Below are 23,056 nucleotides of genomic sequence, written 5' to 3'. Positions count from 1 at the left end.
TTCAGCCATAACATACTTCTTTCCAATCGCAATCCTCGCAAAAAACCCGCCATTCATTGAGAACTTTCTCAATTCTCTCTGCCACCTCTCTCCATGTAGTTTTCTCTGAAACACCAAGCAGTCTTACCGCTGCTTTATCCATCTCCCTCACCCTCTCCTCCGAAGTCTCATCCTTACCGCAATAACCTCTGTTGTAGGGGCATGCCACGCAAATGTCATCAACTCCAGCAACAACCTCCACTGTCTCCCCACTTTCCAATCTCTCCATTATCTTTTTAACATTCTCTACAAACTCCCCGCTGTAGCCTTCTCCTCTGAAAAACTGAAGGCAGATGAGGTGGTGTCCTCTGAGCTTCATGCTTTTCAGTTGTAAAGAAACAAATTTAGCTGACGGAGGAATATTTATATAGCCCTACTTTTCCACCAATTTTGGTGGTGGCCATGGCGGGCGAAATCAGGGAAATCACCCAGACATTTGAGAGGATAAGTGCTCACTCACACATTCGCGGTCTTGGACTGGATGAAAATCTCAGGGCTAAGGATGTTGCCGACGGTCTTGTGGGGCAGAAGAGGGCGAGAGAGGCGGCGGGAGTTATAGTGAGGCTCATCAAATCAGGGAAAATGGCAGGCAGGGGAATACTGATGGCAGGCCCGCCGGGAACTGGAAAAACCGCCATTGCAGTAGCCATAAGCAAGGAGCTTGGAAAGGATATCCCATTCGTTCAGGTTTCAGCGAGCGAGTTCTACAGCGCGGAGATGAAGAAGACTGAAGCTCTCATTCAGGCGATGAGAAAGGCAATCGGTGTGAGGATAAGAGAGACGAGGACTGTGCTTGAAGGAGAGGTTGTTGGCCTCGACTACAACATGGTTCCCAACCCCTACAACCCCACACAGAAGATTCCTGAGTCTGCAACACTCACTCTGGCAACAAAGGATGAGAAGAGAACCTTCAGCGTTGGGGGAAGGCTTGCGATGCAGTTCTTCACTCAAGGAATCGAGGTTGGAGATGTCATAGTTATTGACAAGGAGACGGGGAGAATAGGGAAGCTTGGAAGGAGCGAGAAGGCGAAGAAGAAGTATGATCTGGGGGATGATGAGGTCGTTCCCGTCCCATCGGGAAAGGTGGAGAAGGAGAAGGAGTTCACGTATGTTGTAACATTGCACGACCTGGATGAGGCAAATGCGAGAAGGACGAGCATATTCAGCCTCTTCTCCCCGCCGAGCAGGGAAATCGACAATGAAGTTAGAGAAGCTGTGGATGAGCAGGTAAAGAGGCTCGTTGAGGAGGGCAGAGCTGAGCTTGTTCCGGGAGTGCTTTTTATCGACGAAACACATCTCATGGACATCGAGCTCTTTGCCTTCATGAACAGGGCAATGGAGTCGGAAATGGCGCCAATAATAATTCTCGCCTCCAACAGAGGATTTTCGAGGATTAGAGGGACCGATATTGTTGCTCCGCACGGCATCCCGCTTGACTTGCTTGACAGGCTGCTGATCATCACGACAGAGCCCTACAGCAGGGAGGAAATCAAGACAATAATAGAGATAAGAGCAGCCGAGTCCGGAATAATGCTCAGCAACGAGGCGATGGAGAAGCTCACTGACATAGGGGAGAAGACGAGTTTGAGGTATGCGGTTCAGCTCCTCGCCCCAGCCTACGAGTTTGCCAAGATGAGAAACTCAGGAAAAGTGGAACTTGAGGACGTTGAGAGGGCTGCAAGCATCTTCGCTGATGTTAGCCAGAGCTCAGCCTACCTGAAAAAGTGGGAAGAGAAGATGCTCGGCATGTGATTTTAATTTTTTCTTCGGCAATGGTTTTATATTTCTAATACAAATAAATCCTGAATATGGAATTCCTAAAACAGAGGGCCCTTCGCTTCTACTCCAAGGCCAACTTTACGATGTTCTTCGCAGAGCAGGCGGTGCAGCTCGGCTTGAAATTTATAATCGCAAAAAAGTATGGTGAAATACTCTTGACGTTGAATACTCTCAAGAAATAGCAGAAAAAAGCTTATCGGTAGCCAGAAGAGTTCTCGACCTGCTATGATCGACTACTACAGAAAGCTTAAAGAAAACGAGAAGTTCTTCGAAAATGCTCACGCTATTGCGAGGAAATAAAAGAAAAGGCCAGGAAGATTCTTGGCGATTGCGAAGTTTTCATAGTTGGAAGCTTCGCGAGAGGGGAGCACACTCTGAGTTCTGATCTCGACATTCTCATTGTGTCCTCAAAAATCCCCGAAAAATGAAATTTGAGGATTACTCCAGAATAGTCAAGTTTCTGACCGATGACAGCAGAGTAAACATCCACCTTCTTGCCAGAGCAAAATTCGATGAGATGAAAGAAGATTTACAGCCCGATGATTGAAGTTTAAATCAGCCCCCTCTTCACAAGCTCGTTGTAGCACTTCCTCAAGACCTTTCTTATCTCCCCCCTTTTTCTCGCCCCTCCGAGCTTTCTCGCAGCCTTTCTTATACTTCCGTAACTCAAAAAGGTTTCGAGCACCAGCCTGTCCCTCTCATCAAGCTCAAGGTGCTCAAGACTCCTTCTTGCAATCTCCTCCAGGTCAGCATCGCCGTAGTAAAGCTTGTGAGGATTGACGGCCTGTAGAGGCTCAAAATCGAAGTGTATGACGTAAACCTCACCGTCATAGCCCATTTTTTTCATCTCCTCCATCAGCTCCTCCGCATTCCTGAATCCGTCGAGCCTCGCTTCCTCATCTGTAATCTCAGATACATGCCTTTTTTTGATAGCCTTAATCTTCGCCTTCCCGATAATCTTTCCTCCGCTGTGCACCAAGACTTCATCACCCTCCTTCAAATTCGTCCACTTCCTGATCGTCAGCCTCTTCCTTCCCTCAATCAAGGCTTTGGCGTATTTTCCCTTAAACTCAAGGTGCTTCATTCTCCAACCACTCCGCAATCGTTCGGTCGTACTCTGAAGTGAATCGAAAAACTTCCGCAGCGTTGTACCTCTTCTTCCCTTCCAAAACCTCCACAAGCTTTTGAAAACTTTTCAAATCGTAGGCTGCCGGAACTCCTGCCTTTGCCGCAGCCCTCAAGAGGGAAATGCCGCCAATGTCAATATTCTCCCTGCAAGGATTCTCTCTGAGGTTGTAAGGAATCACCACCACCGCTTTTATCTCGCCGGAGAAAATCATCTCGTAAATTTTTGGGTGTAGTGTTTTGATTGACTTGCTTTCTGCGATACCAGTAATCTCTGATAATTTGAGAGCATTAACACCCTTCTCCTGCAGATAATCCGCTGTTCCCTCTGTGGCGAGGATTTCATAGCCCATCTCTGCAAGCCTCTTGGCGAGGCATTCAATCCCCTCCTTAACGCTTGACGAAATCAGAACCTTCACCTTTCCACCCCAATTATTATACCGTCCTTGGTGCTAACAACCTCGAATTCGACGAACTCCCCAACCCTCTTGTCAGTGTTGACAGCAATGCTCCTCCCCCTCGCCACGCAGACCTTCTCACCTTTGAGCCTTCCCTCACACACCACCCTCGCCCTAACTCTCTCGCCCCTCCTGAAGGGGCAGCTCAGCTTCGGCCTCTTCTCCATCCCGAAATCCTCAGGACCCAGAACAAGCTTAACGCCGTATTCTTTCTCATACTCCTCAAGCCTCCGGTAGAACTCCTTAAACGGCATGCTCTTCCCCGCTTTCCTGCCATAGCGGTAGGGAATGTACTTCTGAATTCCAAGGGGTGGGTACTTCTTCCCAGCCCCTATCTCGAGGGCAAACTCAATTATTTTCGGAATCTCCCTGTCATTGTAGCCCGGAACCCAGACAGGGGCTATAAGCAAATCCATCTTGCTGCTGGCAATCATCTCAGCAACCTCTTTCACCTTCTTCACGCTGTATGCTCCATGCAGAGTTTTTGCCGTCTTTTCGTCAAGGGAGCTCAATGAAAGGTTTATTCTGGTGACGTAATCTTCTATGGCCGAAATTTTCTCCTCAGTAAGCAAAGTGCCGTTGCTCTGAATTGACACAACCTCAACTCCCTTCATCCTGCTCGCTTTCTCGAGAAAATACTCCATGTATGGGTAGAGGAAGGGCTCTCCCTGCCCGTCGAGATGGAGCTCCACACCCTTTCCCTTGAACTCAACAACCTTCCCAAGCTCCTCAAGCATGTAGTCGGGGTCAACGATGAAGTCGGCATTTCTCGTTTTGCTGCCTTTGCCCTCATCAACGCTGCAGAAGATGCAGTTGAGGTTGCAGCCGGTGATGTTTCTAACCTGCAGGAGGTTCGCCCCCCTGTCTATTATTCCGAAAGCTGAGTGTCCCAGCAAGGGAATTCCGCTCTCCTTGGTAACGAATACAAGCTCCCTCCCCGTAACTCTGTTCAGAACTCTCTTCTCGTCAGCAAAGGAGACTATGTACTCCTTCGAGTACCTCTTCTCAAGCTTGCTGTAAACGTCCTTCGGAATCCCTTATCTCCACAATGTCCCGGAGAATGAAAACCTTGTCTTTGCTATCTTCTCTTTCCTTCAGCATCCTACATTTTCAGAGCTTTCAAGGCTTTTATACCTTCTTCGGTAGCTTTGTAGCTGCCAGCCTCCTGCTCAACCAGACCATCCTTTTCAAGCTCATCCAAAAGCCACTTGACAATATTCAACGGAATCCTTGTGCTTTTTGCAATTCTGCCAGCATCAAGCTCTTTCTTTGCCAAAAGATTCATTATCTTCAGCTTTCCGGGACTCGATGCAATCGAGCCTGCCTTCATAAATGCACATTGGGCTCCAAAATATAAGGACTTTCGCCCCGCAAACATAAAAGTAATTACAAAAATATAATTTTTCTATACAAAGATAACTTTAAGAATAAGAGGGAGAAGTGTTGAACGGTGGGTGAAGTGATCGAGGCTGAGAACATGGAGGAACTCGATATCAGCGTTAAGGAAGTACTTAAGATTATCGGGAGGAAGGGTGTGAGCGACATCCTCTACAGTCTAAGCGATGGCCCAAAGAAGTTCTCGCAGCTGATGTTCGACACAAAGCTCAATCCAAGCATTCTGGACAGGCATCTGAAAGTTCTGCTTAAGGTGGGTCTCGTCATTAAAGAGGATAAGCACTACAAGCTCACGGAATCCGGCACTAAGGTTGTGGAAACGATAGACGACCTTTTAGAGCTTTTCAAGAAGAGCCTCGGTTAGCTGTTCTCCTTCTTCCAGTTGAGATAGTTGCAGTAGGGGCATCCGAGATTCCAGTATCCCTTCTTTGTCCTGATTTTGACCTCCTTGATTTCGTGCTCCTTGCACTGCTTGGCTGTGATGTACAAAGTCCCATTCTGGGGAAGTGGAAGGGTGAAGGTGCAGTCAGGATAGTTGCTGCAACCTATGAACCTCTTACCGGCCTTGGACTGTCTCACCACAAGCTCTCCACCACATTCTGGACATTTTCCAACAATTTTATCTTTCTTTACACCCTCCCTCAGATCTTTGCTGAGCTTTCTGTAATCTATTGCCCTTAGTATCTGCAGGAGCATCTCCCTTGACTCGTCCACAACCTCCGGCTCCCTCTTCTTCCCCTCCGCGATGAGGTCCATCTCGTTTTCAAGCTTAGCGGTCATGTCTGGCAGCGTTATCGTCTCCGCAGTCTCCTTGAGCACGTTTATTACAGAAAAGGCCGTTTCGCTCGGCCTGAAGGGGTTACCGTGAATGTAGCGTCTGCTGACGAGCTTCTGAATAATCTCGTGCCTCGTTGATTTCGTGCCGAGATTGAGCTTCTCCATCATTTTGATCAGGGATGAAGCAGAATATCTCCCCGGAGGTTTGGTTTCCTTCTCCTCAAGTCTTTTCTTGAGTATTCTCAGGACGTCACCTTTCTTCAGCAAGGGTAGCTCGGTTTCCTCAGCTTTTGAGTAGATGTAGATGTCCCTCCAGCCCGCTTCAACGAGCTGTCTGCCGTTGGCAACGAACTTTACGCCGTTGCTATCGAGAACGACTCTTCTAACGTCCCAAACGGCTTTGGGTGCGAGGGTCGCGAGAAACCTCCTTACCACAAGCTCGTAAATCGTCCACTCATCCTTTGAAAGCTCCCCCCTCTTCGCAACACCGGTGGGATATATTGGCGGGTGGTCCTTGGTTTCCCTTCTGCCTCTTGAAGGCGTTATTTTATCCTGAGATAGCACGATTTGAGCTTCCCTCGGAAAAACTGATGAGAGCGCAGAAACGATTTCAATGAGGTTTATGGTGGGGGGATAGACGGTGTTATCCGTTCTGGGGTAGCTGATGTAGCCGTTCATGTAAAGGGTTTCAGCGATGTTCATCGCCTTGTGGGGGGACATGAACTTCGATGCTTCCCTCAAGAACTCGGTGGTGTTGAAGGGCGTTGGCCTGTTCTCCTCCATTCTCCTTCTTGTGAATTCCTCAACTTTCGCCGTTTCGCCAATCTTGGCGAATAATTTCTCAGCTTCCTCCTTGCTGCCGTACCTCTTTGGGTGCTTTGCGATGAATCCTTCAAACTCCGCAAAAATCTCGTAGTACTTCTCGGGCTTGAAGTTCTGAATTTCCAGCTCCCTGTCCACAATCAGCCTTAGAGTGGGCGTCTGCACCCTTCCGACGCTCAGGAAGTCCTTGCCCATCCTGCCGGAATGAACCGAGATGAGCCTGGTGAGTGTGGCACCCCATATCAGGTCTATCTTCTGCCTTGCGAGCGCAGCGTTGGCCAAGTTGAAGTCAACTTTAACGGGTTTTGAGAAGGCTGACCTTATCTCCTTCTCCGTAACAGCACTGTACCTCACCCTGTCAACCTTAACAGTTGGATTAACCGACTTGACGATTTCCAGAGCCTCAACTCCTATCAGCTCACCCTCTCTGTCGTAGTCCGTTGCGACCGTAACTCTGTCCGCCTTCTTGGCAATTTCCTTCAAAATAGAGGAAATCGTCCTCTCCTTGACCTTTTTCACCAGCTCTGCCTGAAGAAGTTTCTCAAGAGGAGTTTTGGTCCAGTTATTCAGCTCCTTCGGGAAGTCAAGCTCAACTATGTGGCCTTTCAGCCCAACAACGTAGGCGTCGTTTGAAGGAGAGTGGTAGTAACTCACCCTACCCTTTTTCAGCGTTTTAACGTCTTTGAAGAGAATTGACGCAATCCTTCTGGCAGTGTTGTCCTTCTCAGTTATTATAAGCCAGCTCATAACCAATCGAGACTTCTCGTCTTCAAATCCCTCCTCTTCCTTTCCATGAACTTTATTACTGTTGAAGTGTGCGCCCCTTCGACAAGCATCATAATTGCCTCCCTTGCAGCAGCAACGTTTTCGGGATCGCCAATTATCGCCACGTGCTTGTCTGAGATGGAGATGTTTACGTTCAGCATGTCTTCAATCTGCTTTCTCATCTTCCCCTCCTTGCCGATTATCCTGCCCTTAATCCTCCTCAATGCGTTGTCGGAAAGAAAATCGGAGAGATTGATCACCTCAAGAACCAAATTTTCGTCGTAGAGGAGCTTAAGAGCTACGTCGGGGGAGAAACCGTGTGAGATTGCGGAAACAACATCCCTCGCCCTCATGAATCCAAGAGCGTCCTCGCACTCGATTTTGACAACGTTATGCTTGCCCAAAACGGTTAACTTGCAGCCAGTCTTCTCCTCAATCAGCTTTTTAATCTCCCCATCCTTGCCTATCAGCACACCAACCCTATCCTCCGGAATTTCCAGCTCAACGACGTTCATCTCACTCACCCTTAACCTCCTTCAGCATCTCCTCAAAATCAGCCTTGACGCCGTACTTTGAGAAGAAGCGGATTATATTCCTTACATCTCTCTCCAGATAACTTTCAGCCATGGGATGCCTAAGAGTTACAGCCTGTCCCATGTCGATGAAGTAAACCTTATCGATATACATAATGTTGTACTCACTCAGGTCAGCGTGAACGAGTTCGGCTTCCTGATAGAGCCTTTTAACGTTCTCCACAACATCGTTGAATATTCCCTCAACATCAAGCTCCTTCAGCTCCCTTCCCAACTCCACAAGCGTCGGAGCCGGGAGTTCGTCTTCACCTATAAACTCCATTAGCAGAACGTTTTTCATATACGTGTAGGGCTGAGGAACGCTAACCCCGGCCTCCTTGGCCCTTTCAAGGTTTCTGAACTCCTTCTCCGTCCAAATGAAGACCTTCTCCTTCGGAGAGATTCTCCTCATGTCAAACCTCTCATCTCCGTAAAGATATTCATCCATCTTGTCAAACTCGCTCGTCTCTATGCGGTATATCTTGACCGCCATCGCCACCGGTTTGCCATCAAAAACTCCATCCGCATAGAAAACGTTCGCCTCCTTGCCGGTGCTGATAACACCTCCCATGGCCGTAATGTAACCTTTAGCCGATAGCTTGTAAAGCGTTTTCAGCGTTCTTCCATCAAGCACCTCAGCGTAAATTTTCCTCTCCTCTCCGTCCTTCTCCTTTATCCTGAGCTTATCGAGGTAGCTTTCGATTTTCTTCAAATCCTTCACAAAGTACAACTTCGGGCCGTATTTTATAAATCTAATGACAGAGTGTGTTCATGAATAATATCTCCATCCCGTTTGAAAAGCTTGGAAATGCCAAAAAAGTCGGAATACAGCTTCCCGATGGACTTAAGAGAAGAGCCATAGAAATAGCTCAGCTCATTGAGGATAGGGGGTACGATGTTGTAATCTCCGGCGAGACAAGCTTTGGAGCGTGCGACATCGACCTCTCTATCCTCGAAGTAGTTGACGTTCTCCTGCATTTCGCCCATACACCCATCCTGAAAGATGAAAGGGTCGTTTACGTGCCGTACTTTATCGAATACAACCCAAAAATTGACCTGAAAGTTGATGAAAGGAGAATCGCTCTCATCGCAACGGCTCAGTACGTGCACAAGCTCCCCGAGGTTGCAGAGTGGCTAAGAGGCAAAGGCTACGAGGTTGAAATCGGCAGTCCAAGGGGGAGGGTTGTCTATCCGGGACAGGTTCTTGGTTGCAACTACTCGGTTTTGAGAGGCAGTAACGCCGATGCGGTTGTTTTCATTGGCGATGGGCTTTTCCATGCCACGGGAGCGGCGATGTACACCAAGAAAAAGGTTTACGCCTACAATCCCCTTTCGGGTGAACTTAAGGAGGTTGATGCCAGGAACTTTGAGAAAAAGAGGTACCTAGAGGTCTCGAAGTGCGTGGGGAAGAGTAAAGCAGGTATTCTGGTGTCTTCAAAGCCCGGCCAGAGAAGGCTCAGGCTTGCTGAAAAACTAAAGAAAATCGGAAGGGAAAATGGGCTGTTCTGCAGCATAATCTACCTTAACAACGTAAGGGCCGAGGAGCTATACAACCTGCCCTTTGACTTCTACGTCAACACCGCCTGTCCCCGGATAGCCTACGATGACGGGGCGAGGTTTGAGAAGCCGGTAATAAGCCCCCAGGAATTCGAGCTTTTGCTCGGCCTTAGAGAGTCAATCGCAATGGACGAGATAGAGTTTTAAATAGTTGATAATTAGTTTGGGTGTGGACAGAGAGAAAGCTGAAAAGCTAATCGCGATGAACAGGGCTTTCAAAATTCTGAGGGAGAGGCAGAGGGCTAACTTGAGGCTCTACCCTGAGGTAAAGGAGCTGGCAAAAAAGGTGAGAGAGGAAAGAGAAAATGACGTTGGTAATAATGAGCTCCTCAGAAAGGTGATGGAAAGCCTCGAAAGGAGAGGTTTTGACGTTTATCTCACCCCAACTTCTTATGAAGCGGTGAAAAAAGTTTTGGAAGTTGTTGGAGAGGAGAAGCTTGTTGTAAAGTCGAAGTCTAATGTCACTAAGGAAATACGGCTTAGGGAAGAGCTTGAGAAGAGGGGGATGGAGGTAATCGAAACGGACATCGGAGACAGGCTTATACAAGTGCTAAATGAGCATCCCTCTCACCCAACAGGACCCGCTGTGCACCTCTCAGTTGAGAGCATTGCAAATCGGCTTTCGGACTTTTACGGAACCGAAATCCCGCCAAAGGCGAAAAAATCGTTGAATTTTTGAGAAAGGACATTGAAAATGCGGTCGAGAGGGCAAATGTAGGAATTACCGGGGCCAATGCGGTTACTGCAGAGGGGAGCGTGGTTATCCTTCACAACGAGGGGAACGTCTTCGAAGTTCTTTCGAGGCCTGAAAAGTGGATCGTTGTAACCGGAATAGAGAAGATATACAGCAGTGTTGAGAGCGCTGTGAAAGCGGCAAAGCTTCAGAGCTTCTATGCAACCGGTGAAATTCTCCCGTCTTTCATCGAAATTGTTTCAGGAGCCGCAAAAACGGCCGACATAGAAAAGAAGCTGATAAAAATGGGAAGGCCCAAGGAGATTACAGTAATTCTGCTGGACAACGGGAGGAGCAGCATTGCAAACTCTGATTACAGGGAGTTGCTTTACTGCCTTGGCTGCGGAAGCTGCGTCGCGAACTGCCCCGCTCACTCAGTTTACGGTGAAAAATTTTCCGGTGGGAGGTTTGCGCTTTTCGATGCCCTTACAGGGGGAAAAGATGCTTTGAAGCTGTGCCTCTCCTGCGGGAGGTGTAGGAAGAGCTGTCCGATGAGCTTGGACATTCCAAAAATGATAAGCAACCTTAGAGAAGGCAGTGAAGTTTACAACTTCCTTCTCTCCCACCTCCGCTGGATGAACGAGAGGCTGAAACTGGAAATTCTGAAAATCGCCATGGGGCTTTAGAAAGAAAGATTAACATTGGAGTTGCGGAAGAGACAATGGAAGTTTGGCCCGTGCTCGTTGAACTGAAGATTCCCGAGAACGTGGGGTTCATTGCGAGGGTTGCGAAAAACTATGGCATAAAGAGGCTCTGTCTCTACAAATGCAGGGTTACGGAAGAAAGCTACCACACCGCCGCTAACGCGAAAGATGTGCTGGAGAATGCTGTTGTAGTTGAGGACCTGCAAGAATTTCTCCAAAGGATGAATCTGATCGTCGGAACGACCGGAATTCCGGGAGGGGACTACAAGTACCTGAGAAAGGAGCTCCTTGCTCCAGAAGACCTGCCTTCCGTTGCCAAGGGCAGGGTTGCCGTTCTTTTCGGAAGGGAGGACTACGGACTTTACAACGAAGAGCTTGAAATGTGCCACGTCCTTGTCAGAGTGCCGACGAGCGAAGAGTATCCTGTTATGAACGTCAGCCATGCCGCGGCAGTTATACTTTACTTTCTCAGAGAAATCGAAAGAGTTCAAGAGGATGACGAGATTGCCACCTTTAGGGACATCGAGGTTACGCTCTCGAATCTCGTCGAAATGCTGAGAATGGTGCAGTATCCGGAGCACAGGATAAAGAGAACCGTTGTAATCTTCAGAAGAATACTCGGAAGGGCCGGAGTTAAGAAATATGAGGTCCACAGCCTGAACGCAATCTTTCGCAAAACCGTTAGCTACATAAAGAGGATGAATAGAATATAAGCATGAACAAATACTGGACATTGGTTCTGCTGCTTTCAATACTTGTTGTTCTCGCACTAACCTTCTACTTCTTCACACCGCTGCTCGACGGCATTGTAATGGGCGTCGTCTTTGCCTACGTAGCCAAGCCGGTAAAGAGGAAAATCGAACATGTCGGCAGGATCAAGGCGTCCGTCATCGCCACCGCAATCGTCATCCTCCCGATATCGGTTTTGATGTTTTACGGGCTGATACAGGGACTAAACCAGGCCATTTATCTCATAACGCACTACAAAGTAATAGAATCCGGCATTCTCAACATTCTGAGCAAAATGGGCATAGAAGAGGGTGAAGAGTACGTGAAGTGGATTACCTCAAACGTTTTCTCCATTTTGCAGAGCAGCATTCAACCATCAGCGGTTGAAATAACAAAGAAGGCAACCCTCCTGATTCTGAACTTTTTCATATCCATCGTGGTTTGCTTTTACGCTCTCGCGGACATGGAAAACTTCGTTCGCAGAACGACAAGCGTTGTTCCGGAGGACAGAAGAGATGAGTTCAGGAGATTTGTTGAGGAAATTGACGTTACCTTCGAATCCCTCTGGTTCGGAAACTTCGTAGTTGCCATCCTCATCGGGCTTGTGAGCCTTCCGTTCTTCCTTTACTTCAACGTGCCCTTCGCCCCCCTGCTCTCAGGCTTGATGTTCCTCGCCGCCCTGATTCCGATTTTCGCGGAGTGGATGATTATACTCCCCGTCTCGCTATATCTGCTTCTTGTAGACGTCGGTAGGGGGCTGAGCTTTCTCCTGATAGGCGTTGTTTTCCTCTACGTTCTCCCAGAACTTATTCTTCGCCCGTACTTTGTCGGGTACACCTCAAAAATTCACCCTCTTGTTCTGATGCTCGCCTTCATTGGAGGTGGGCTGGTTGGAGGTATCAGCGGCTTCTTCATCGCCCCGATGATAGTTGGGCTCGCAACCGCCATCTACAACTACTACACAAAAGAGGAATTAGCGACCGAGAATCATGATCCTGAATCTGTCTGAAGCCCTCGCTGCAGCGTTGGCCACGTAACCCAAATGAACGACCCAGGTTACCATCAGCTGAATGTCAAGCGGATTGGAATTTTCCAGGTTGAACAACTTCGTGTGCAATCCGATCTGGATCAGGTCGCACTCGTGCTCCAGCTGCTCGATGATGGGGACGTACTCCAAAGCTCTGTTCACCTCCTTCTTGCTGAAGGAAGTTTCAACAAGCTGCATTATTCTCTCAACCATCTCCTCGTAGTTGTTCACAATCTCCATCAGCTTTGAAAGCAGAACCAAGAACTCGTCCCACACATCTTCGGGAGCGCTGACCTTCCTGAAGGTGACCATGTGCCCCACATGCTCGCAGTTGTTGAGTATGTCATCCTGAACCTTCAAAAATTCAAGCAAGTCGTGCCTGTCAACGGGAAGCATGAGGGATTTGGTCACGTTCCCTCTGATTTCTTCCTTAATCTGGTCGGCATGGTGCTCAAGCTCATCTATCTCCTCTCTCAGCTCCTCAACCTCCTCGTAATTCCCTCTCCTCAGAGCTTCAAACTGCTGCTGGAGCAGCCCGACAGCTCTACCACACATTCTGGCGTGCTGGGCTAAGGAGCGGAATGGAGAGTACCCGAAAACCTCTCCGACTGATCTGAAGAACTTCATACGAACACCACCATCATGGTGTAAAGGCTTATCGTCATCGCTGCTGCCACCGGAACCGTTACAATCCATGAGAATATAATCTTTTGCACGATTTTCAGGTTCACACTGGCCAAACCACCAGCAAGACCCACACCAATCACGCTGCCAACGAGCGTGTGCGTTGTTGACACGGGCATGCCGAAGTTGGATGCAAGCAAAACAGTTGTTGCAGTTGCAAACTCAGCGGAAAATCCTCTCGTGTAAGTCAGTTCTGTAATCTGCTTCCCAACAGTCTCGATAACCCTGTATCCCCATGTGGCAATTCCCACAGCAATTCCGAGACCGCCGAAGAAAAGTACCCAGAAAGGTACTCCACCGCTGTAGCCCATAATTGCGGCAATGGGCCCCGTTGCATTAGCCACATCATTGCTTCCGTGGGCAAAGGCCATGTAGCAGGCGGTGAGAACCTGAAGATAGCGGAAGACGTGCTCTATACTTTCACTCGCAAATCTGTCAAGAAGGAGGACTCTGATGAGGGAAAAAACAACAAAAGCAAGAGCCGCACCGAAAAGAGGTGAAATCACCCAGCTCAACGCAATTCTTGCCAAAACATCCCACTTAATCTGGTCTAGGGTGAGGTGATTCTGCGAGACCGCTGCAAGACCGAAACCCACCATCGCCCCCACAATCGAGTGCGTTGTGGAGATGGGCAGATGGTAGTAGGTTGAGATCGTGATCCAGAATCCCGCGGAAAGGAGAGCTGCTAAAGCTCCGTAAACCACCAGATTGTGGTCCAGAAGCTCGATTGGAACTATACCTTTAGCAATGGTGTGCGTAACCTTCTTACCGAAAAATACGGCTCCGGTAAACTCCAGTACTGAGGCAATAATTATAATCTGCTTCAAAGTCAATGCCCTGCTGCCATAGGACGTGGCCATTGAGTTAGCAGCATCGTTGGCACCGATGTTCCACGCAACGTAAAAGCCAACAATTCCAGCGACGACAATAAACAAGTCCATGCAGAGCGTTCGAACTCTGATATATATCCTTTTCCTTAAACGGTAGAATATCGATAGGGATATATATCCAATAAATGGCTATATATCATGCTCGAGAACAGGAAGGTGTACTTCAGTGGAAAAAGCAGCTACATTCTAACGCTTCCAAAAAGATGGGCGATGGAAAACGGTATAGAGCCGGGGAGCGAGGTCGTTCTGAGCGTTGGCAAAAACTTCATCACAATATACCCCAAAAATCCGGGACTCAAGATTAAGCGAGTGGAAATTGACGCAAAAGATGTGAAACACGAGGCCCTCTTAAGGAGGATTATTTCCTACTACCTTGCAGGAGTTGACTCGCTCAGAATTAGAGTCTACGATGAAGAGCAAAGGGCTGCGATTTCGAGGGCATCTGAAAGCCTAATGGGTGTTGAGATAGTCGAGGACACAGGGAAAGAGGTTATTCTGGAAATTTTCCTCGACAACTCAAGGCTAAAGCCAGAAGGAATAATCAGAAGGATGGGGAACACCTGCGTGGGCATGGTGTCGGACTTCTGCACAGCCCTGAGGAAGTACGACAGATACCTTTGCAGCTCAATAATCTTCAGGGAAAGAGAGGTTGACAGGCTTTACTTCCTGCTTCTAAGGCAGTTAAAGCAGGCAACTCTCCACGCAGATGTTGCTGCACAGCTCGATATTCCAATTGAGACCATACAGGAATACAGAACTGTAGTTAGAACTCTGGAGAGGGTTGCTGACCACGCCGCAAACATGGCTGAAAGCCTTATTGAGCTCGGAAAGCCCGTCGACTACCTTTGCGATTTCGTCGAAATAGACCTCGAAATGCTCAGAACTGCAATGGTTGCATTCATTGAGAACGAGCTGGAGCTTGCAGAAGTTGTTCTGGAAGAGTTTGACGACATTCAGGATATAGAGAGAAAGTACTACAGCAGCATTCTGAATGAGGACGTTGAGGAGGCACTGAACCTGAAATCAATTGTTGACAGCCTTTCAAGAATTGCCGGCTACTCAGCAGACATTGCCGAGGTCGTTGTTAACATGGTGGTGGTATAGTTAGTGTTAAAAACAGAGAAAAAGACTATTCAATACCTATGGTAGGCGAAACGATGCTCAGGTTTCTGGAAGTTGTCTCCGAGCACATAAAAAACCTGAGAAACCATATCGACCTCGAAACGGTTGGTGAAATGATAAAATTAATTGACTCCGCCAGGTCTATTTTCGTCATAGGTGCCGGAAGGAGCGGTTACATCGCCAAAGCCTTCGCAATGAGGCTGATGCACCTCGGATATACCGTTTACGTCGTAGGAGAGACCGTAACTCCGAGAATAACCGACCAGGACGTTCTTGTAGCCATTTCTGGCAGCGGTGAGACTACGTCTGTTGTGAACATAAGCAAAAAAGCCAAGGACATTGGCTCGAAGCTTGTTGCGGTAACCGGTAAGAGGGATTCGAGCCTTGCGAAGATGGCTGACGTTGTGATGGTCGTGAAGGGGAAGATGAAGCAGGAGAGGGACGAGATACTTTCCCAGCTCGCTCCTCTCGGAACCATGTTTGAGCTCACCGCCATGATTTTCCTCGATGCGCTCGTTGCTGAAATCATGATGCAGAAGCATCTTACCGAAAAAGATTTGGAGGCGAGGCATGCTGTTCTTGAATGAGGTGGTATTTTGAAGGAGCTTATCGCAAAACTGAGCAACGCTCACGGAATTAGCGGTTATGAGGATGAAGTCAGAGAGATCGTAAGGGCGGAGCTTGAAGACTGGGCTGATGAAGTAAAGACGGACAGCATGGGAAATCTGATCTGCACAAAGAATGGAGGAGAGCCGGAGATAATGGTTGCAGCGCACATGGACGAGATTGGCTTTGCCGTGAAGTACATTGATGATAAGGGGTTCATCAGGATTGCTCCGATCGGCGGGTGGTTTTCCCAGATTGCTTTAGCTCAGAGAGTCGTTTTGTACGGAAAAAAGAAGGTTTACGGTGTTATCGGCTGCAAGCCTCCCCACCTGATGAAGGATGAAGAGAGGAAGAAGGGAATCGAGATAAAGGACATGTTCGTCGATATCGGGGCTAGCAGCAAGGAGGAAGTGCTTGAGATGGGCATCAACGTAGGCACTCCCGTTGCCCTTGACAGAGAGATCGTGGAGCTGGCAAATGGCAGAATAACGGGCAAAGCCTTCGACAACAGGGTTGGTGTTGCGGTGATGATCGAGGCGGTGAGAAGGGCAAAGGCTGACATCACCATCCACGCGGTCGCGACGGTTCAGGAGGAGGTCGGTTTGAAGGGGGCTAGAACTTCGGCCTTCGCCATCGAGCCCACAGCCGCAATTGCAGTTGACACCTGCGTCGCTGCAGACTTTCCCGGCAGCGAGTCGGCGCACATGGACGTCAAGCTCGGTAAGGGAGCGGCAATCACAGTCATAGACGCATCGGGGAGGGGGTTGATTGCCTCTCCAAAGGTTTTGAGGTGGCTGACCGAGACAGCTGAAAAATACGGCATCCCCTATCAGCTTGAGGTTGCTGAGGGCGGAACCACCGATGCAACTGCAATTCACCTCACAAAGGCCGGAATTCCAGCAGGGGTTGTCAGCGTGCCTGCAAGATACATTCACAGCCCTGTGGAGGTTGTTGACTTGAAGGACGTTGAGAGCGCTGTAGAGATTGTGGCAAGAGCAATCGAGAACGCCAAAAACTACTTCTGAAGGAAATTTTTTATTCCGAGAGGTTCGAGAACACACAGACATCTCCAATTTCTCTGAGGAGGTGATGCTTAATGAAGGTCTGGCTGGTAGGCGCTTATGGTATAGTTTCTACGACGGCCATGGTCGGAGCGAGGGCCATAGAGAGGGGCATCGCTCCAAAGATCGGACTCGTTTCAGAACTTCCGCACTTTGAGGGTATTGAAAAATATGCTCCCTTCTCATTCGAATTTGGCGGACACGAAATCAGACTGCTTAGCAACGCTTACGAGGCAGCGAAGGAGCACTGGGAGCTCAACAGACACTTCGACAGGGAGATTCTGGAGGCCGTGAAAAGTGATCTTGAAGGCATAGTTGCGAGGAAGGGTACTGCGTTGAACTGCGGTAGCGGAATAAAGGAGCTCGGAGACATAAAAACGCTTGAAGGCGAGGGATTGAGCCTAGCAGAGATGGTTTCGAGGATTGAGGAGGACATCAAGAGCTTCGCTGACGACGAGACAGTTGTTATAAACGTGGCATCAACAGAGCCCCTGCCCAACTACAGCGAAGAGTATCACGGCAGCCTTGAAGGCTTCGAGAGGATGATCGACGAGGACAGGAAAGAATACGCATCTGCAAGCATGCTCTACGCCTACGCTGCATTAAAGCTCGGCTTACCGTATGCGAACTTCACACCCAGTCCGGGTTCCGCAATCCCGGCATTGAAGGAGCTTGCGGAAAAGAAGGGAGTCCCGCATGCAGGCAATGACGGCAAAACCGGCGAAACGCTGGTCAAAACAACCCTCGCCCCCATGTTCGCCTACAGAAACATGGAGGTCGTGGGCTGGATGAGCTACAACATCCTCGGCGACTACGACGGAAAGGTGCTGTCGGCCAGGGACAACAAGGAGAGCAAGGTTCTGAGCAAGGACAAGGTTCTGGAGAAGATGCTTGGCTACTCACCCTACAGCATCACCGAGATACAGTACTTCCCGAGCCTCGTTGACAACAAAACCGCCTTCGACTTCGTGCACTTCAAGGGCTTCCTCGGCAAGCTGATGAAGTTCTACTTCATCTGGGATGCGATCGATGCGATCGTAGCTGCCCCGCTAATCCTCGACATCGCGAGATTCCTTCTGTTTGCGAAGAAGAAGGGTGTGAAGGGCGTCGTGAAGGAGATGGCCTTCTTCTTCAAGAGCCCAATGGACACCAACGTGATAAACACACACGAGCAGTTTGTTGTGCTCAAGGAGTGGTATTCAAATCTGAAATAATTTTTTACTTTCCCCAAAGCTCCTCATCGTCAAAAATAAAGAGGTCTTCTATCCTTGCGTTGAAAACTCTCGCTATTTTGTACGCCAGCCTTAGAGACGGGTTGTACTTCCCCTTCTCAAGAAAAACAATGGTTTCTCTCCTCACCCCTACCTTCTTCGCCAGCTCCTCCTGCGTCATCCCGTACTTCGCCCTGAACTCCCTTATTCTCGTTCTCATTTTCCTCACTACGCAATCCAACTCAATCCAACGCCCTAAAGCTGTAGTAGCCGTAAAAGATAAGATATAGCACGAGAACGCAGCAGACCGCAAACTCAAGAGCGAGAGCAGCCTCCGTGTGTAAATCAAGGGCCAGCATCACTGCTCCGCTCAAAGCCGCTCCGATGCTAAAAATTTCAACCGTCCTCCTCGAAGCCCTCTCGCCAACCCTTACAGTCCTCTCATCCTCCACAACCTCATCAACCCTTCTCTTAACCAGTGAGAGCAAAGCAACTCCTGCCAGCACTGCAATTACTGTAATAAACCATTTTCCACTCTCAACCGCATAGCCTACCGCTGCCCCAACGGCCATTGCCGTAGCAACTCCTATTTTACCGTACCTCATGATTCCACCTTTGTTAGGTTTTTCTAACATAATGTTAGAAATACATAACATTAAAATTCTTTCGCTTGCTATGACAAAAAAAGACAAAATTAGATGGGAATCAACAGCCTCAGATAGCCTATATACGGAACTCTGAACTTTGCAACGCCTATAATCCAATCCTCCTTTACGGGCAGAATTTTCTCACCGATTGGAGAGAACGCTGCAGGAACAGCCTGATCAGGAAGCTGATTTGTCCTCACGTTGTCTCCCTGGGTTATGTAGCCGTCGCTCTCAGCTATCTGGTTCGTCAGAACGAGCTTGCCGTTCACGATCGCCGGGATGTAGTCTCCCTTGTGAACGTAGGCGATGGCTCTGTGGATGATCGGCTTTCCGTAGCCGTTGGGCTTGTAAACTATAACATCCCCGTAATTCCCAAAGCTCATGTATCCCGTCTCCTTTCCCTCCTCCCACGTCACAATTCCACCCGTGCGTGAGGGGCTGAGGAGGAAGACGACGTCGCCCGGATAAAGATGTGGCTCCATGCTACCAGACTCAACCGCAACCATAAAGGGCCAGGTGCCAGTGATTGCTATACCTCCACCCACCACAACCGCAACGATAATTAACGTTGAGACGACATCTTTCAGAAACTGGTAGGTCTTGGATTCAGTGTCCATGCTTTAAGGAGGAGATGGGATGGTAATTAAAAATATCGATGCCGCAACAGTGGCGAAGAAGTTTCTGGTAAGGGGGTACAACATAGACCCCAAAGCTGCTGAGCTAATTTGCAAATCCGGCCTCTTTAGCGATGAACTCGTTGACAAGATTTGCCGCATAGCCAATGGGGGTTTCATCATAGAAAAGAGCGTTGTTGAGGAGTTCTTACGAAACCTATCAAATCTGAAGCCAGCAACCCTAACGCCCAGGCCGGAGGAAAGGAAGGTGGAAGAGGTAAAGGCCTCCTGCATCGCTCTCAAGGTCATAAAGGACATAACGGGGAAGTCCAGCTGTCAGGGAAACGTGGAGGACTTCCTTATGTACTTCAACTCCAGACTTGAGAAGCTTTCAAGGATAATAAGGAGCAGGGTAAACACCACCCCCATAGCCCACGCCGGGAAGGTTAGGGGGAACGTTAGCGTTGTGGGGATGGTGAATGAAGTCTACGAGAGGGGAGACAAATGCTACATACGCCTTGAAGACACAACAGGAACCATAACCTGCGTTGCAACCGGAAAAAACGCTGAGGTTGCAAGAGAGCTTCTTGGTGACGAGGTCATCGGCGTAACAGGATTGCTGAAGGGCTCCTCACTCTACGCAAACAGAATAGTTTTTCCCGACGTTCCGATTAACGGGAACGGAGAGAAGAAGAGGGATTTTTACATCGTTTTCCTCTCGGACACGCACTTCGGAAGCAAGGAATTCCTCGAGAAGGAGTGGGAAATGTTCGTCAGGTGGCTTAAGGGGGAGGTTGGAGGAAAGAAAAGCCAGAATCTCGCTGAGAAGGTTAAGTACATTGTAATTGCGGGCGATATCGTTGACGGTATCGGTGTTTATCCCGGTCAGGAGGATGATTTAGCGATAAGCGACATCTACGGCCAGTACGAGTTTGCAGCCTCCCATCTTGACGAGATTCCGAAAGAGATCAAAATAATAGTCTCTCCCGGAAACCATGATGCGGTCAGGCAGGCCGAACCTCAACCAGCGTTTGAAGGCGAGATCAGGAGCCTGTTTCCTAAAAACGTTGAGCATGTTGGAAATCCCGCATACGTCGATATAGAGGGTGTGAAGGTTCTGATTTACCACGGGAGGAGCATAGACGACATAATTTCGAAAATTCCGCGCCTGAGCTACGATGAGCCTCAGAAGGTCATGGAGGAGCTGCTGAAGAGGAGGCACCTCAGCCCGATTTACGGTGGAAGAACACCTTTGGCTCCGGAAAGGGAGGATTACCTCGTTATTGAGGACGTTCCCGATATTCTTCACTGCGGACACATCCACACCTACGGAACGGGGTTTTACAGAGGCGTTTTCATGGTCAACTCCTCCACCTGGCAGGCGCAGACCGAGTTTCAGAAAAAGGTCAATCTCAACCCGATGCCCGGCAACGTTGCGGTTTACAGGCCGGGAGGAGAGGTTATAAGGCTGAGGTTCTACGGTGAGTAAAATGTACCTCGTTCTGAGCTGGAGATACGTGGAAAGCCTCTGCAGGAAAATTGCGTTTGAGATCGTGGAAGACAAGTTCATCCCCGAAAGAATTGTCGCGCTCGCCAAGGGCGGCATTTTCGTTGGAAGTTTGCTAAGCGACTACCTTGGGGTTTCCAGGATCGTCTGCCTGGACGTGAAAGACGGCAAAGAAAAGGTCGGGGGTAGCAGGCTGCTGGTGGTTGATGACTTCATCAACACGGGAAAGACGATGAGCAGGGCTTTAGAGCTTGTTGAGGGTGATGAGGTCAGGACAGCATCCCTTCTGATGCTGGAAAAGTCAGACTTCATTCCGGACTACCTCGGCGACTACCTTACCGAATACTACTGGGTTATCTTCCCGTGGAACGTTTTTGAGGACATTTCTAGCCTCATTTCCGAGATACTGCGTGAAGAAGGGGAGATGAGCCAGTCAAAACTCAGAAGAATCGTTTCCGAGAGGGGGTTAAACATTCACTCCCTTGAGGCCGTTTTCCCCGGAAAATTTGAGGACGTGCTCGAGTTCATGGAGCTGAAGGGCCTGATAGAAAAGAGAACTGAGGGAGGTAGGGTTTACTGGAGGCTGAGCGAATGATCGGCATAATCGGGGGCACGCACATTCTCGAAATTAAGGTTCTGAAAGATGTTGAGGAGACGAGAATTGAGACTCCCTACGGAACAGCGGAAATCGATGTTGGAAGGGTTGATGGCATTGACGTGGCAATAATTCAAAGGCACGGGAAGAGAAAGGACAAGCCGCCTCACAGAATAAACCATGCCGCTAACTTCTACGCCCTGAAGTCGCTCGGCGTTAAATACGTCATCGGCATGGGCTCCGTTGGAGCTCTCAGGGAAGAGTACAGCCTGCCATCCCTCATCATCCCCCACGATTACATCGACTTCTTCAGCGGCGTTACTATTTACAACGACTCGCTCGTCCACGTCACGCCCGGGTTTGACGAGTATCTCAGAGAGGTGCTTGTTGAAGTTGCAAGAAAAATTTCAAGCTTTCCGGTGATTGACAAAGGAGTTTACTTCCAGACGCGAGGCCCGAGACTTGAAACCAAGGCCGAGATTGCGATGATAAAGAGCTTCGCAGACTGCGTGGGCATGACCGCAGGGAGCGAGGCAACCATAGCCAGAGAGCTTGGACTGAGTTACGCCATCGTCTGCACGATGGATAACTACGCCCACGGAATAAAGAACCAGAGCATCGATTACAGGGAAATAGTTGAGAAGGCTAAGGAAAATGCGAGAGAATGCCTCAAAATTGTTGAGGAAGCTGTTAAAAAGGTCTGGGAAGAGAAAATCCAGAGGACATAAATCTTATATAGAAACTCATATACATCATTGTAGATGTACGCCGCCCTGATAGAATCAGTCGTCAAGATCCTTCAGAAGGCTGAATTTTCCGTTGCAGACTTAGCTGAGACTAAGCCGAGATGCTTCGATATCGTGGCGAGAAAAGATGACGTGGTTTTGCTCATAAAAGTACTCTACAATGTGGACTCTCTCAAACCTGAGGCGGCGGAAGAGATGAAGAAGCTGACGAAAATCCTTCAGGCAAGCCCCATCGTTATCGGGGAGAGGTTCAAGTTCGACTTTCTTGAGAGGGGTGTTGTTTACACACGCTACGGCTTACCGGTAATCAACCTCGCCACCTTCTACGACTTCATCGTGGAGGGGATTTACCCCTACGTTTACTCCGCTCCCGGCGGTTACTACGTGAAGCTCGACAGCGAGAGAATAAGGGAGGCGAGGGAGAGGTTAGGACTTAGCGTAGGAGACATGGCAAAGATGCTCGGAGTTTCGAGGAGGACTGTAAAGAAGTACGAAGAGGGGACGGACACCACTCTTTCGACGGCAGCAAAAATTGAGGAAATCATCGGTACCTTTGCGATAAAGGAAATAGACCTGCTCAACTTTGTTGAGGCTGACATTAGCGAGGAGGAAGAGGTTGAGGGGGAGGAAGGGGAGATAATAGAGCAGCTTAGAGTTATTGGGCTTTCGGTGTATCCGGTAAGGCAGGCTCCCTTCGATGCAGTCTCGCAGGCTAAAGAGGATCAGATTCTTACGGGATTCAAGCAGGTTAGGGAGATTGAGAAAAGGGCAAGGCTCCTCGGAAGGATATCAGAAGCGATAGATGCTGAGGCTGCGTACATCACCGACAAGGCCTGCAAGAAGAAGGTTGAATCTGTTGTTTTTGTCTTAAAAGAGGAGCTTTACTCCGTCAGCAGCGCGAAGGACTTTATCTCCCTTCTGAAAGAAAAGAGCTGTGAGGAGTGAGGTGGT

General features: G+C 49.0%; 31 protein-coding genes. 18 read left to right on the top strand and 13 right to left on the bottom strand.

Annotation, left to right across the window (positions count from 1 at the left end):
* Window position 1 precedes the first annotated feature (1 nt).
* Window positions 2-358, bottom strand: a complete 357-nt coding sequence (locus AF_RS09130; RefSeq protein WP_010879309.1) for a DUF1284 domain-containing protein — start codon at window positions 356-358, stop codon at window positions 2-4.
* Window positions 359-441: 83 nt separating this feature from the next.
* On the opposite strand from AF_RS09130, the gene AF_RS09125 reads away from it, so the two are divergent.
* The 4 genes from AF_RS09125 to AF_RS13755 all read left to right on the top strand — a co-directional run bounded on the left by AF_RS09125 (window position 442) and on the right by AF_RS13755 (window position 2,365).
* Complete coding sequence (locus AF_RS09125) at window positions 442-1,791, top strand: RuvB-like helicase (RefSeq protein WP_010879308.1); 1,350 nt, start codon at window positions 442-444, stop codon at window positions 1,789-1,791.
* A gap of 56 nt (window positions 1,792-1,847) precedes the next feature.
* Window positions 1,848-2,000 (top strand): HEPN domain-containing protein, encoded by a 153-nt coding sequence (locus tag AF_RS13135; protein ID WP_156029576.1) that lies wholly within the window; start codon window positions 1,848-1,850, stop codon window positions 1,998-2,000.
* 114 nt (window positions 2,001-2,114) lie between these two features.
* Window positions 2,115-2,246 carry a nucleotidyltransferase domain-containing protein gene (locus AF_RS13555; RefSeq protein ID WP_307772164.1) on the top strand — a complete coding sequence of 44 codons (132 nt, stop codon included), beginning with the start codon at window positions 2,115-2,117 and terminating at the stop codon, window positions 2,244-2,246.
* Window positions 2,243-2,365, top strand: a complete 123-nt coding sequence (locus AF_RS13755; protein WP_257640128.1) for a hypothetical protein — start codon at window positions 2,243-2,245, stop codon at window positions 2,363-2,365. The genes AF_RS13555 and AF_RS13755 overlap by 4 nt, the downstream gene beginning before the upstream one ends.
* A gap of 3 nt (window positions 2,366-2,368) precedes the next feature.
* Here AF_RS13755 and AF_RS09110 read toward each other — a convergent pair whose 3' ends face one another.
* From AF_RS09110 to AF_RS09095, 4 genes are all read right to left on the bottom strand, one after another.
* Window positions 2,369-2,902 carry an ASCH domain-containing protein gene (locus AF_RS09110; RefSeq protein WP_010879307.1) on the bottom strand — a complete coding sequence of 178 codons (534 nt, stop codon included), beginning with the start codon at window positions 2,900-2,902 and terminating at the stop codon, window positions 2,369-2,371.
* Entirely contained in the window at window positions 2,889-3,362 is a 474-nt protein-coding gene (locus AF_RS09105; protein WP_010879306.1) for an inosine monophosphate cyclohydrolase, read from the bottom strand. Before AF_RS09105 ends, AF_RS09110 begins: the two co-directional genes overlap by 14 nt.
* On the bottom strand, window positions 3,359-4,297 hold the full coding sequence (locus tag AF_RS09100) for a radical SAM protein (RefSeq protein WP_244372758.1): 939 nt from the start codon (window positions 4,295-4,297) through the stop codon (window positions 3,359-3,361). Before AF_RS09100 ends, AF_RS09105 begins: the two co-directional genes overlap by 4 nt.
* Window positions 4,298-4,503: 206 nt before the next feature.
* Window positions 4,504-4,731, bottom strand: coding sequence for a DUF2250 domain-containing protein (locus AF_RS09095; RefSeq protein WP_010879303.1), 228 nt, complete (start codon window positions 4,729-4,731; stop codon window positions 4,504-4,506).
* Window positions 4,732-4,851: 120 nt separating this feature from the next.
* Here AF_RS09095 and AF_RS09090 point away from each other — a divergent pair, with 120 nt between their 5' ends.
* Window positions 4,852-5,160, top strand: a complete 309-nt coding sequence (locus AF_RS09090; protein WP_010879302.1) for a helix-turn-helix domain-containing protein — start codon at window positions 4,852-4,854, stop codon at window positions 5,158-5,160.
* Here the strand turns inward: AF_RS09090 and AF_RS09085 are convergent.
* From AF_RS09085 to rio1, 3 genes are read right to left on the bottom strand one after another with little or no spacing between them, the layout of a single operon-like run.
* The gene (locus AF_RS09085; RefSeq protein ID WP_048064469.1) at window positions 5,157-7,142 is read right to left on the bottom strand and encodes a DNA topoisomerase I; all 1,986 of its coding nucleotides are present in this window, start codon (window positions 7,140-7,142) and stop codon (window positions 5,157-5,159) included. The two genes, AF_RS09090 and AF_RS09085, sit on opposite strands and share 4 nt — an antisense overlap.
* Complete coding sequence (locus AF_RS09080) at window positions 7,139-7,675, bottom strand: KH domain-containing protein (RefSeq protein ID WP_048064468.1); 537 nt, start codon at window positions 7,673-7,675, stop codon at window positions 7,139-7,141. Before AF_RS09080 ends, AF_RS09085 begins: the two co-directional genes overlap by 4 nt.
* A gap of 1 nt (window position 7,676) precedes the next feature.
* Window positions 7,677-8,453 (bottom strand): RIO-type serine/threonine-protein kinase Rio1, encoded by a 777-nt coding sequence (gene rio1 / locus AF_RS09075; protein ID WP_010879299.1) that lies wholly within the window; start codon window positions 8,451-8,453, stop codon window positions 7,677-7,679.
* Between the two features lie 50 nt (window positions 8,454-8,503).
* On the opposite strand from rio1, the gene dph2 reads away from it, so the two are divergent.
* From dph2 to AF_RS09050, 5 genes are read left to right on the top strand one after another with little or no spacing between them, the layout of a single operon-like run.
* Window positions 8,504-9,436: a diphthamide biosynthesis enzyme Dph2 gene (dph2, locus tag AF_RS09070; protein WP_010879298.1), complete on the top strand. Its 933-nt coding sequence runs from the start codon at window positions 8,504-8,506 to the stop codon at window positions 9,434-9,436.
* A 22-nt stretch (window positions 9,437-9,458) separates the two neighbouring features.
* Window positions 9,459-9,968 (top strand): LUD domain-containing protein, encoded by a 510-nt coding sequence (locus AF_RS13750; RefSeq protein WP_048064467.1) that lies wholly within the window; start codon window positions 9,459-9,461, stop codon window positions 9,966-9,968.
* Window positions 9,965-10,648, top strand: a complete 684-nt coding sequence (locus AF_RS13745) for an LUD domain-containing protein (RefSeq protein WP_048064466.1) — start codon at window positions 9,965-9,967, stop codon at window positions 10,646-10,648. The genes AF_RS13750 and AF_RS13745 overlap by 4 nt, the downstream gene beginning before the upstream one ends.
* A 35-nt stretch (window positions 10,649-10,683) precedes the next feature.
* Window positions 10,684-11,379: a TrmJ/YjtD family RNA methyltransferase gene (locus tag AF_RS09055; RefSeq protein WP_048064465.1), complete on the top strand. Its 696-nt coding sequence runs from the start codon at window positions 10,684-10,686 to the stop codon at window positions 11,377-11,379.
* A gap of 2 nt (window positions 11,380-11,381) precedes the next feature.
* Complete coding sequence (locus tag AF_RS09050) at window positions 11,382-12,404, top strand: AI-2E family transporter (protein ID WP_010879296.1); 1,023 nt, start codon at window positions 11,382-11,384, stop codon at window positions 12,402-12,404.
* On the opposite strand, the gene AF_RS09045 is transcribed toward AF_RS09050, so the two are convergent.
* Together AF_RS09045 and AF_RS09040 are read right to left on the bottom strand one after the other, a co-directional pair.
* The gene (locus tag AF_RS09045) at window positions 12,369-13,049 is read right to left on the bottom strand and encodes a TIGR00153 family protein (protein WP_048064464.1); all 681 of its coding nucleotides are present in this window, start codon (window positions 13,047-13,049) and stop codon (window positions 12,369-12,371) included. The genes AF_RS09050 and AF_RS09045 overlap by 36 nt on opposite strands.
* The gene (locus AF_RS09040) at window positions 13,046-14,047 is read right to left on the bottom strand and encodes an inorganic phosphate transporter (RefSeq protein WP_010879294.1); all 1,002 of its coding nucleotides are present in this window, start codon (window positions 14,045-14,047) and stop codon (window positions 13,046-13,048) included. Before AF_RS09040 ends, AF_RS09045 begins: the two co-directional genes overlap by 4 nt.
* An 87-nt stretch (window positions 14,048-14,134) precedes the next feature.
* On the opposite strand from AF_RS09040, the gene AF_RS09035 reads away from it, so the two are divergent.
* The 4 genes from AF_RS09035 to AF_RS09020 all read left to right on the top strand — a co-directional run bounded on the left by AF_RS09035 (window position 14,135) and on the right by AF_RS09020 (window position 17,999).
* Window positions 14,135-15,100, top strand: coding sequence for a phosphate uptake regulator PhoU (locus AF_RS09035; RefSeq protein ID WP_010879293.1), 966 nt, complete (start codon window positions 14,135-14,137; stop codon window positions 15,098-15,100).
* Window positions 15,101-15,153: 53 nt separating this feature from the next.
* Window positions 15,154-15,705, top strand: coding sequence for a 6-phospho-3-hexuloisomerase (gene hxlB / locus AF_RS09030; protein WP_010879292.1), 552 nt, complete (start codon window positions 15,154-15,156; stop codon window positions 15,703-15,705).
* A gap of 9 nt (window positions 15,706-15,714) precedes the next feature.
* A complete protein-coding gene (locus tag AF_RS09025) occupies window positions 15,715-16,749 on the top strand; it encodes a M42 family metallopeptidase (RefSeq protein WP_048064463.1) in 1,035 nt (344 codons plus the stop codon).
* A 71-nt stretch (window positions 16,750-16,820) separates the two neighbouring features.
* Complete coding sequence (locus tag AF_RS09020; RefSeq protein ID WP_010879290.1) at window positions 16,821-17,999, top strand: inositol-3-phosphate synthase; 1,179 nt, start codon at window positions 16,821-16,823, stop codon at window positions 17,997-17,999.
* A 4-nt stretch (window positions 18,000-18,003) separates the two neighbouring features.
* Here the strand turns inward: AF_RS09020 and AF_RS09015 are convergent, their stop codons facing one another.
* The 3 genes from AF_RS09015 to AF_RS09005 form a co-directional block, all read right to left on the bottom strand.
* Entirely contained in the window at window positions 18,004-18,216 is a 213-nt protein-coding gene (locus AF_RS09015) for a helix-turn-helix transcriptional regulator (protein ID WP_010879289.1), read from the bottom strand.
* A 22-nt stretch (window positions 18,217-18,238) separates the two neighbouring features.
* The gene (locus tag AF_RS09010) at window positions 18,239-18,601 is read right to left on the bottom strand and encodes a DUF2178 domain-containing protein (protein WP_231487479.1); all 363 of its coding nucleotides are present in this window, start codon (window positions 18,599-18,601) and stop codon (window positions 18,239-18,241) included.
* An 89-nt stretch (window positions 18,602-18,690) separates the two neighbouring features.
* Window positions 18,691-19,260: a S26 family signal peptidase gene (locus AF_RS09005; protein ID WP_010879287.1), complete on the bottom strand. Its 570-nt coding sequence runs from the start codon at window positions 19,258-19,260 to the stop codon at window positions 18,691-18,693.
* A gap of 19 nt (window positions 19,261-19,279) precedes the next feature.
* On the opposite strand from AF_RS09005, the gene AF_RS09000 reads away from it, so the two are divergent.
* Genes AF_RS09000 through AF_RS08985 form a run of 4 tightly spaced genes read left to right on the top strand, consistent with a single transcriptional unit; the run spans window position 19,280 to window position 23,050 of the window.
* A complete protein-coding gene (locus AF_RS09000; RefSeq protein WP_010879286.1) occupies window positions 19,280-20,746 on the top strand; it encodes a DNA-directed DNA polymerase II small subunit in 1,467 nt (488 codons plus the stop codon).
* A gap of 1 nt (window position 20,747) precedes the next feature.
* Window positions 20,748-21,359 carry a phosphoribosyltransferase gene (locus AF_RS08995; protein ID WP_010879285.1) on the top strand — a complete coding sequence of 204 codons (612 nt, stop codon included), beginning with the start codon at window positions 20,748-20,750 and terminating at the stop codon, window positions 21,357-21,359.
* Complete coding sequence (mtnP, locus tag AF_RS08990) at window positions 21,356-22,087, top strand: S-methyl-5'-thioadenosine phosphorylase (RefSeq protein ID WP_010879284.1); 732 nt, start codon at window positions 21,356-21,358, stop codon at window positions 22,085-22,087. The genes AF_RS08995 and mtnP overlap by 4 nt, the downstream gene beginning before the upstream one ends.
* Window positions 22,088-22,120: 33 nt before the next feature.
* The gene (locus AF_RS08985; RefSeq protein ID WP_010879283.1) at window positions 22,121-23,050 is read left to right on the top strand and encodes a transcriptional regulator; all 930 of its coding nucleotides are present in this window, start codon (window positions 22,121-22,123) and stop codon (window positions 23,048-23,050) included.
* The last annotated feature ends 6 nt before the right edge of the window (window positions 23,051-23,056 follow it).

This window comes from Archaeoglobus fulgidus DSM 4304 (assembly GCF_000008665.1).
Classification (GTDB): Archaea; Halobacteriota; Archaeoglobi; order Archaeoglobales; family Archaeoglobaceae; genus Archaeoglobus; species Archaeoglobus fulgidus.
This window is presented reverse-complemented; position numbering and strand designations above follow the sequence as displayed.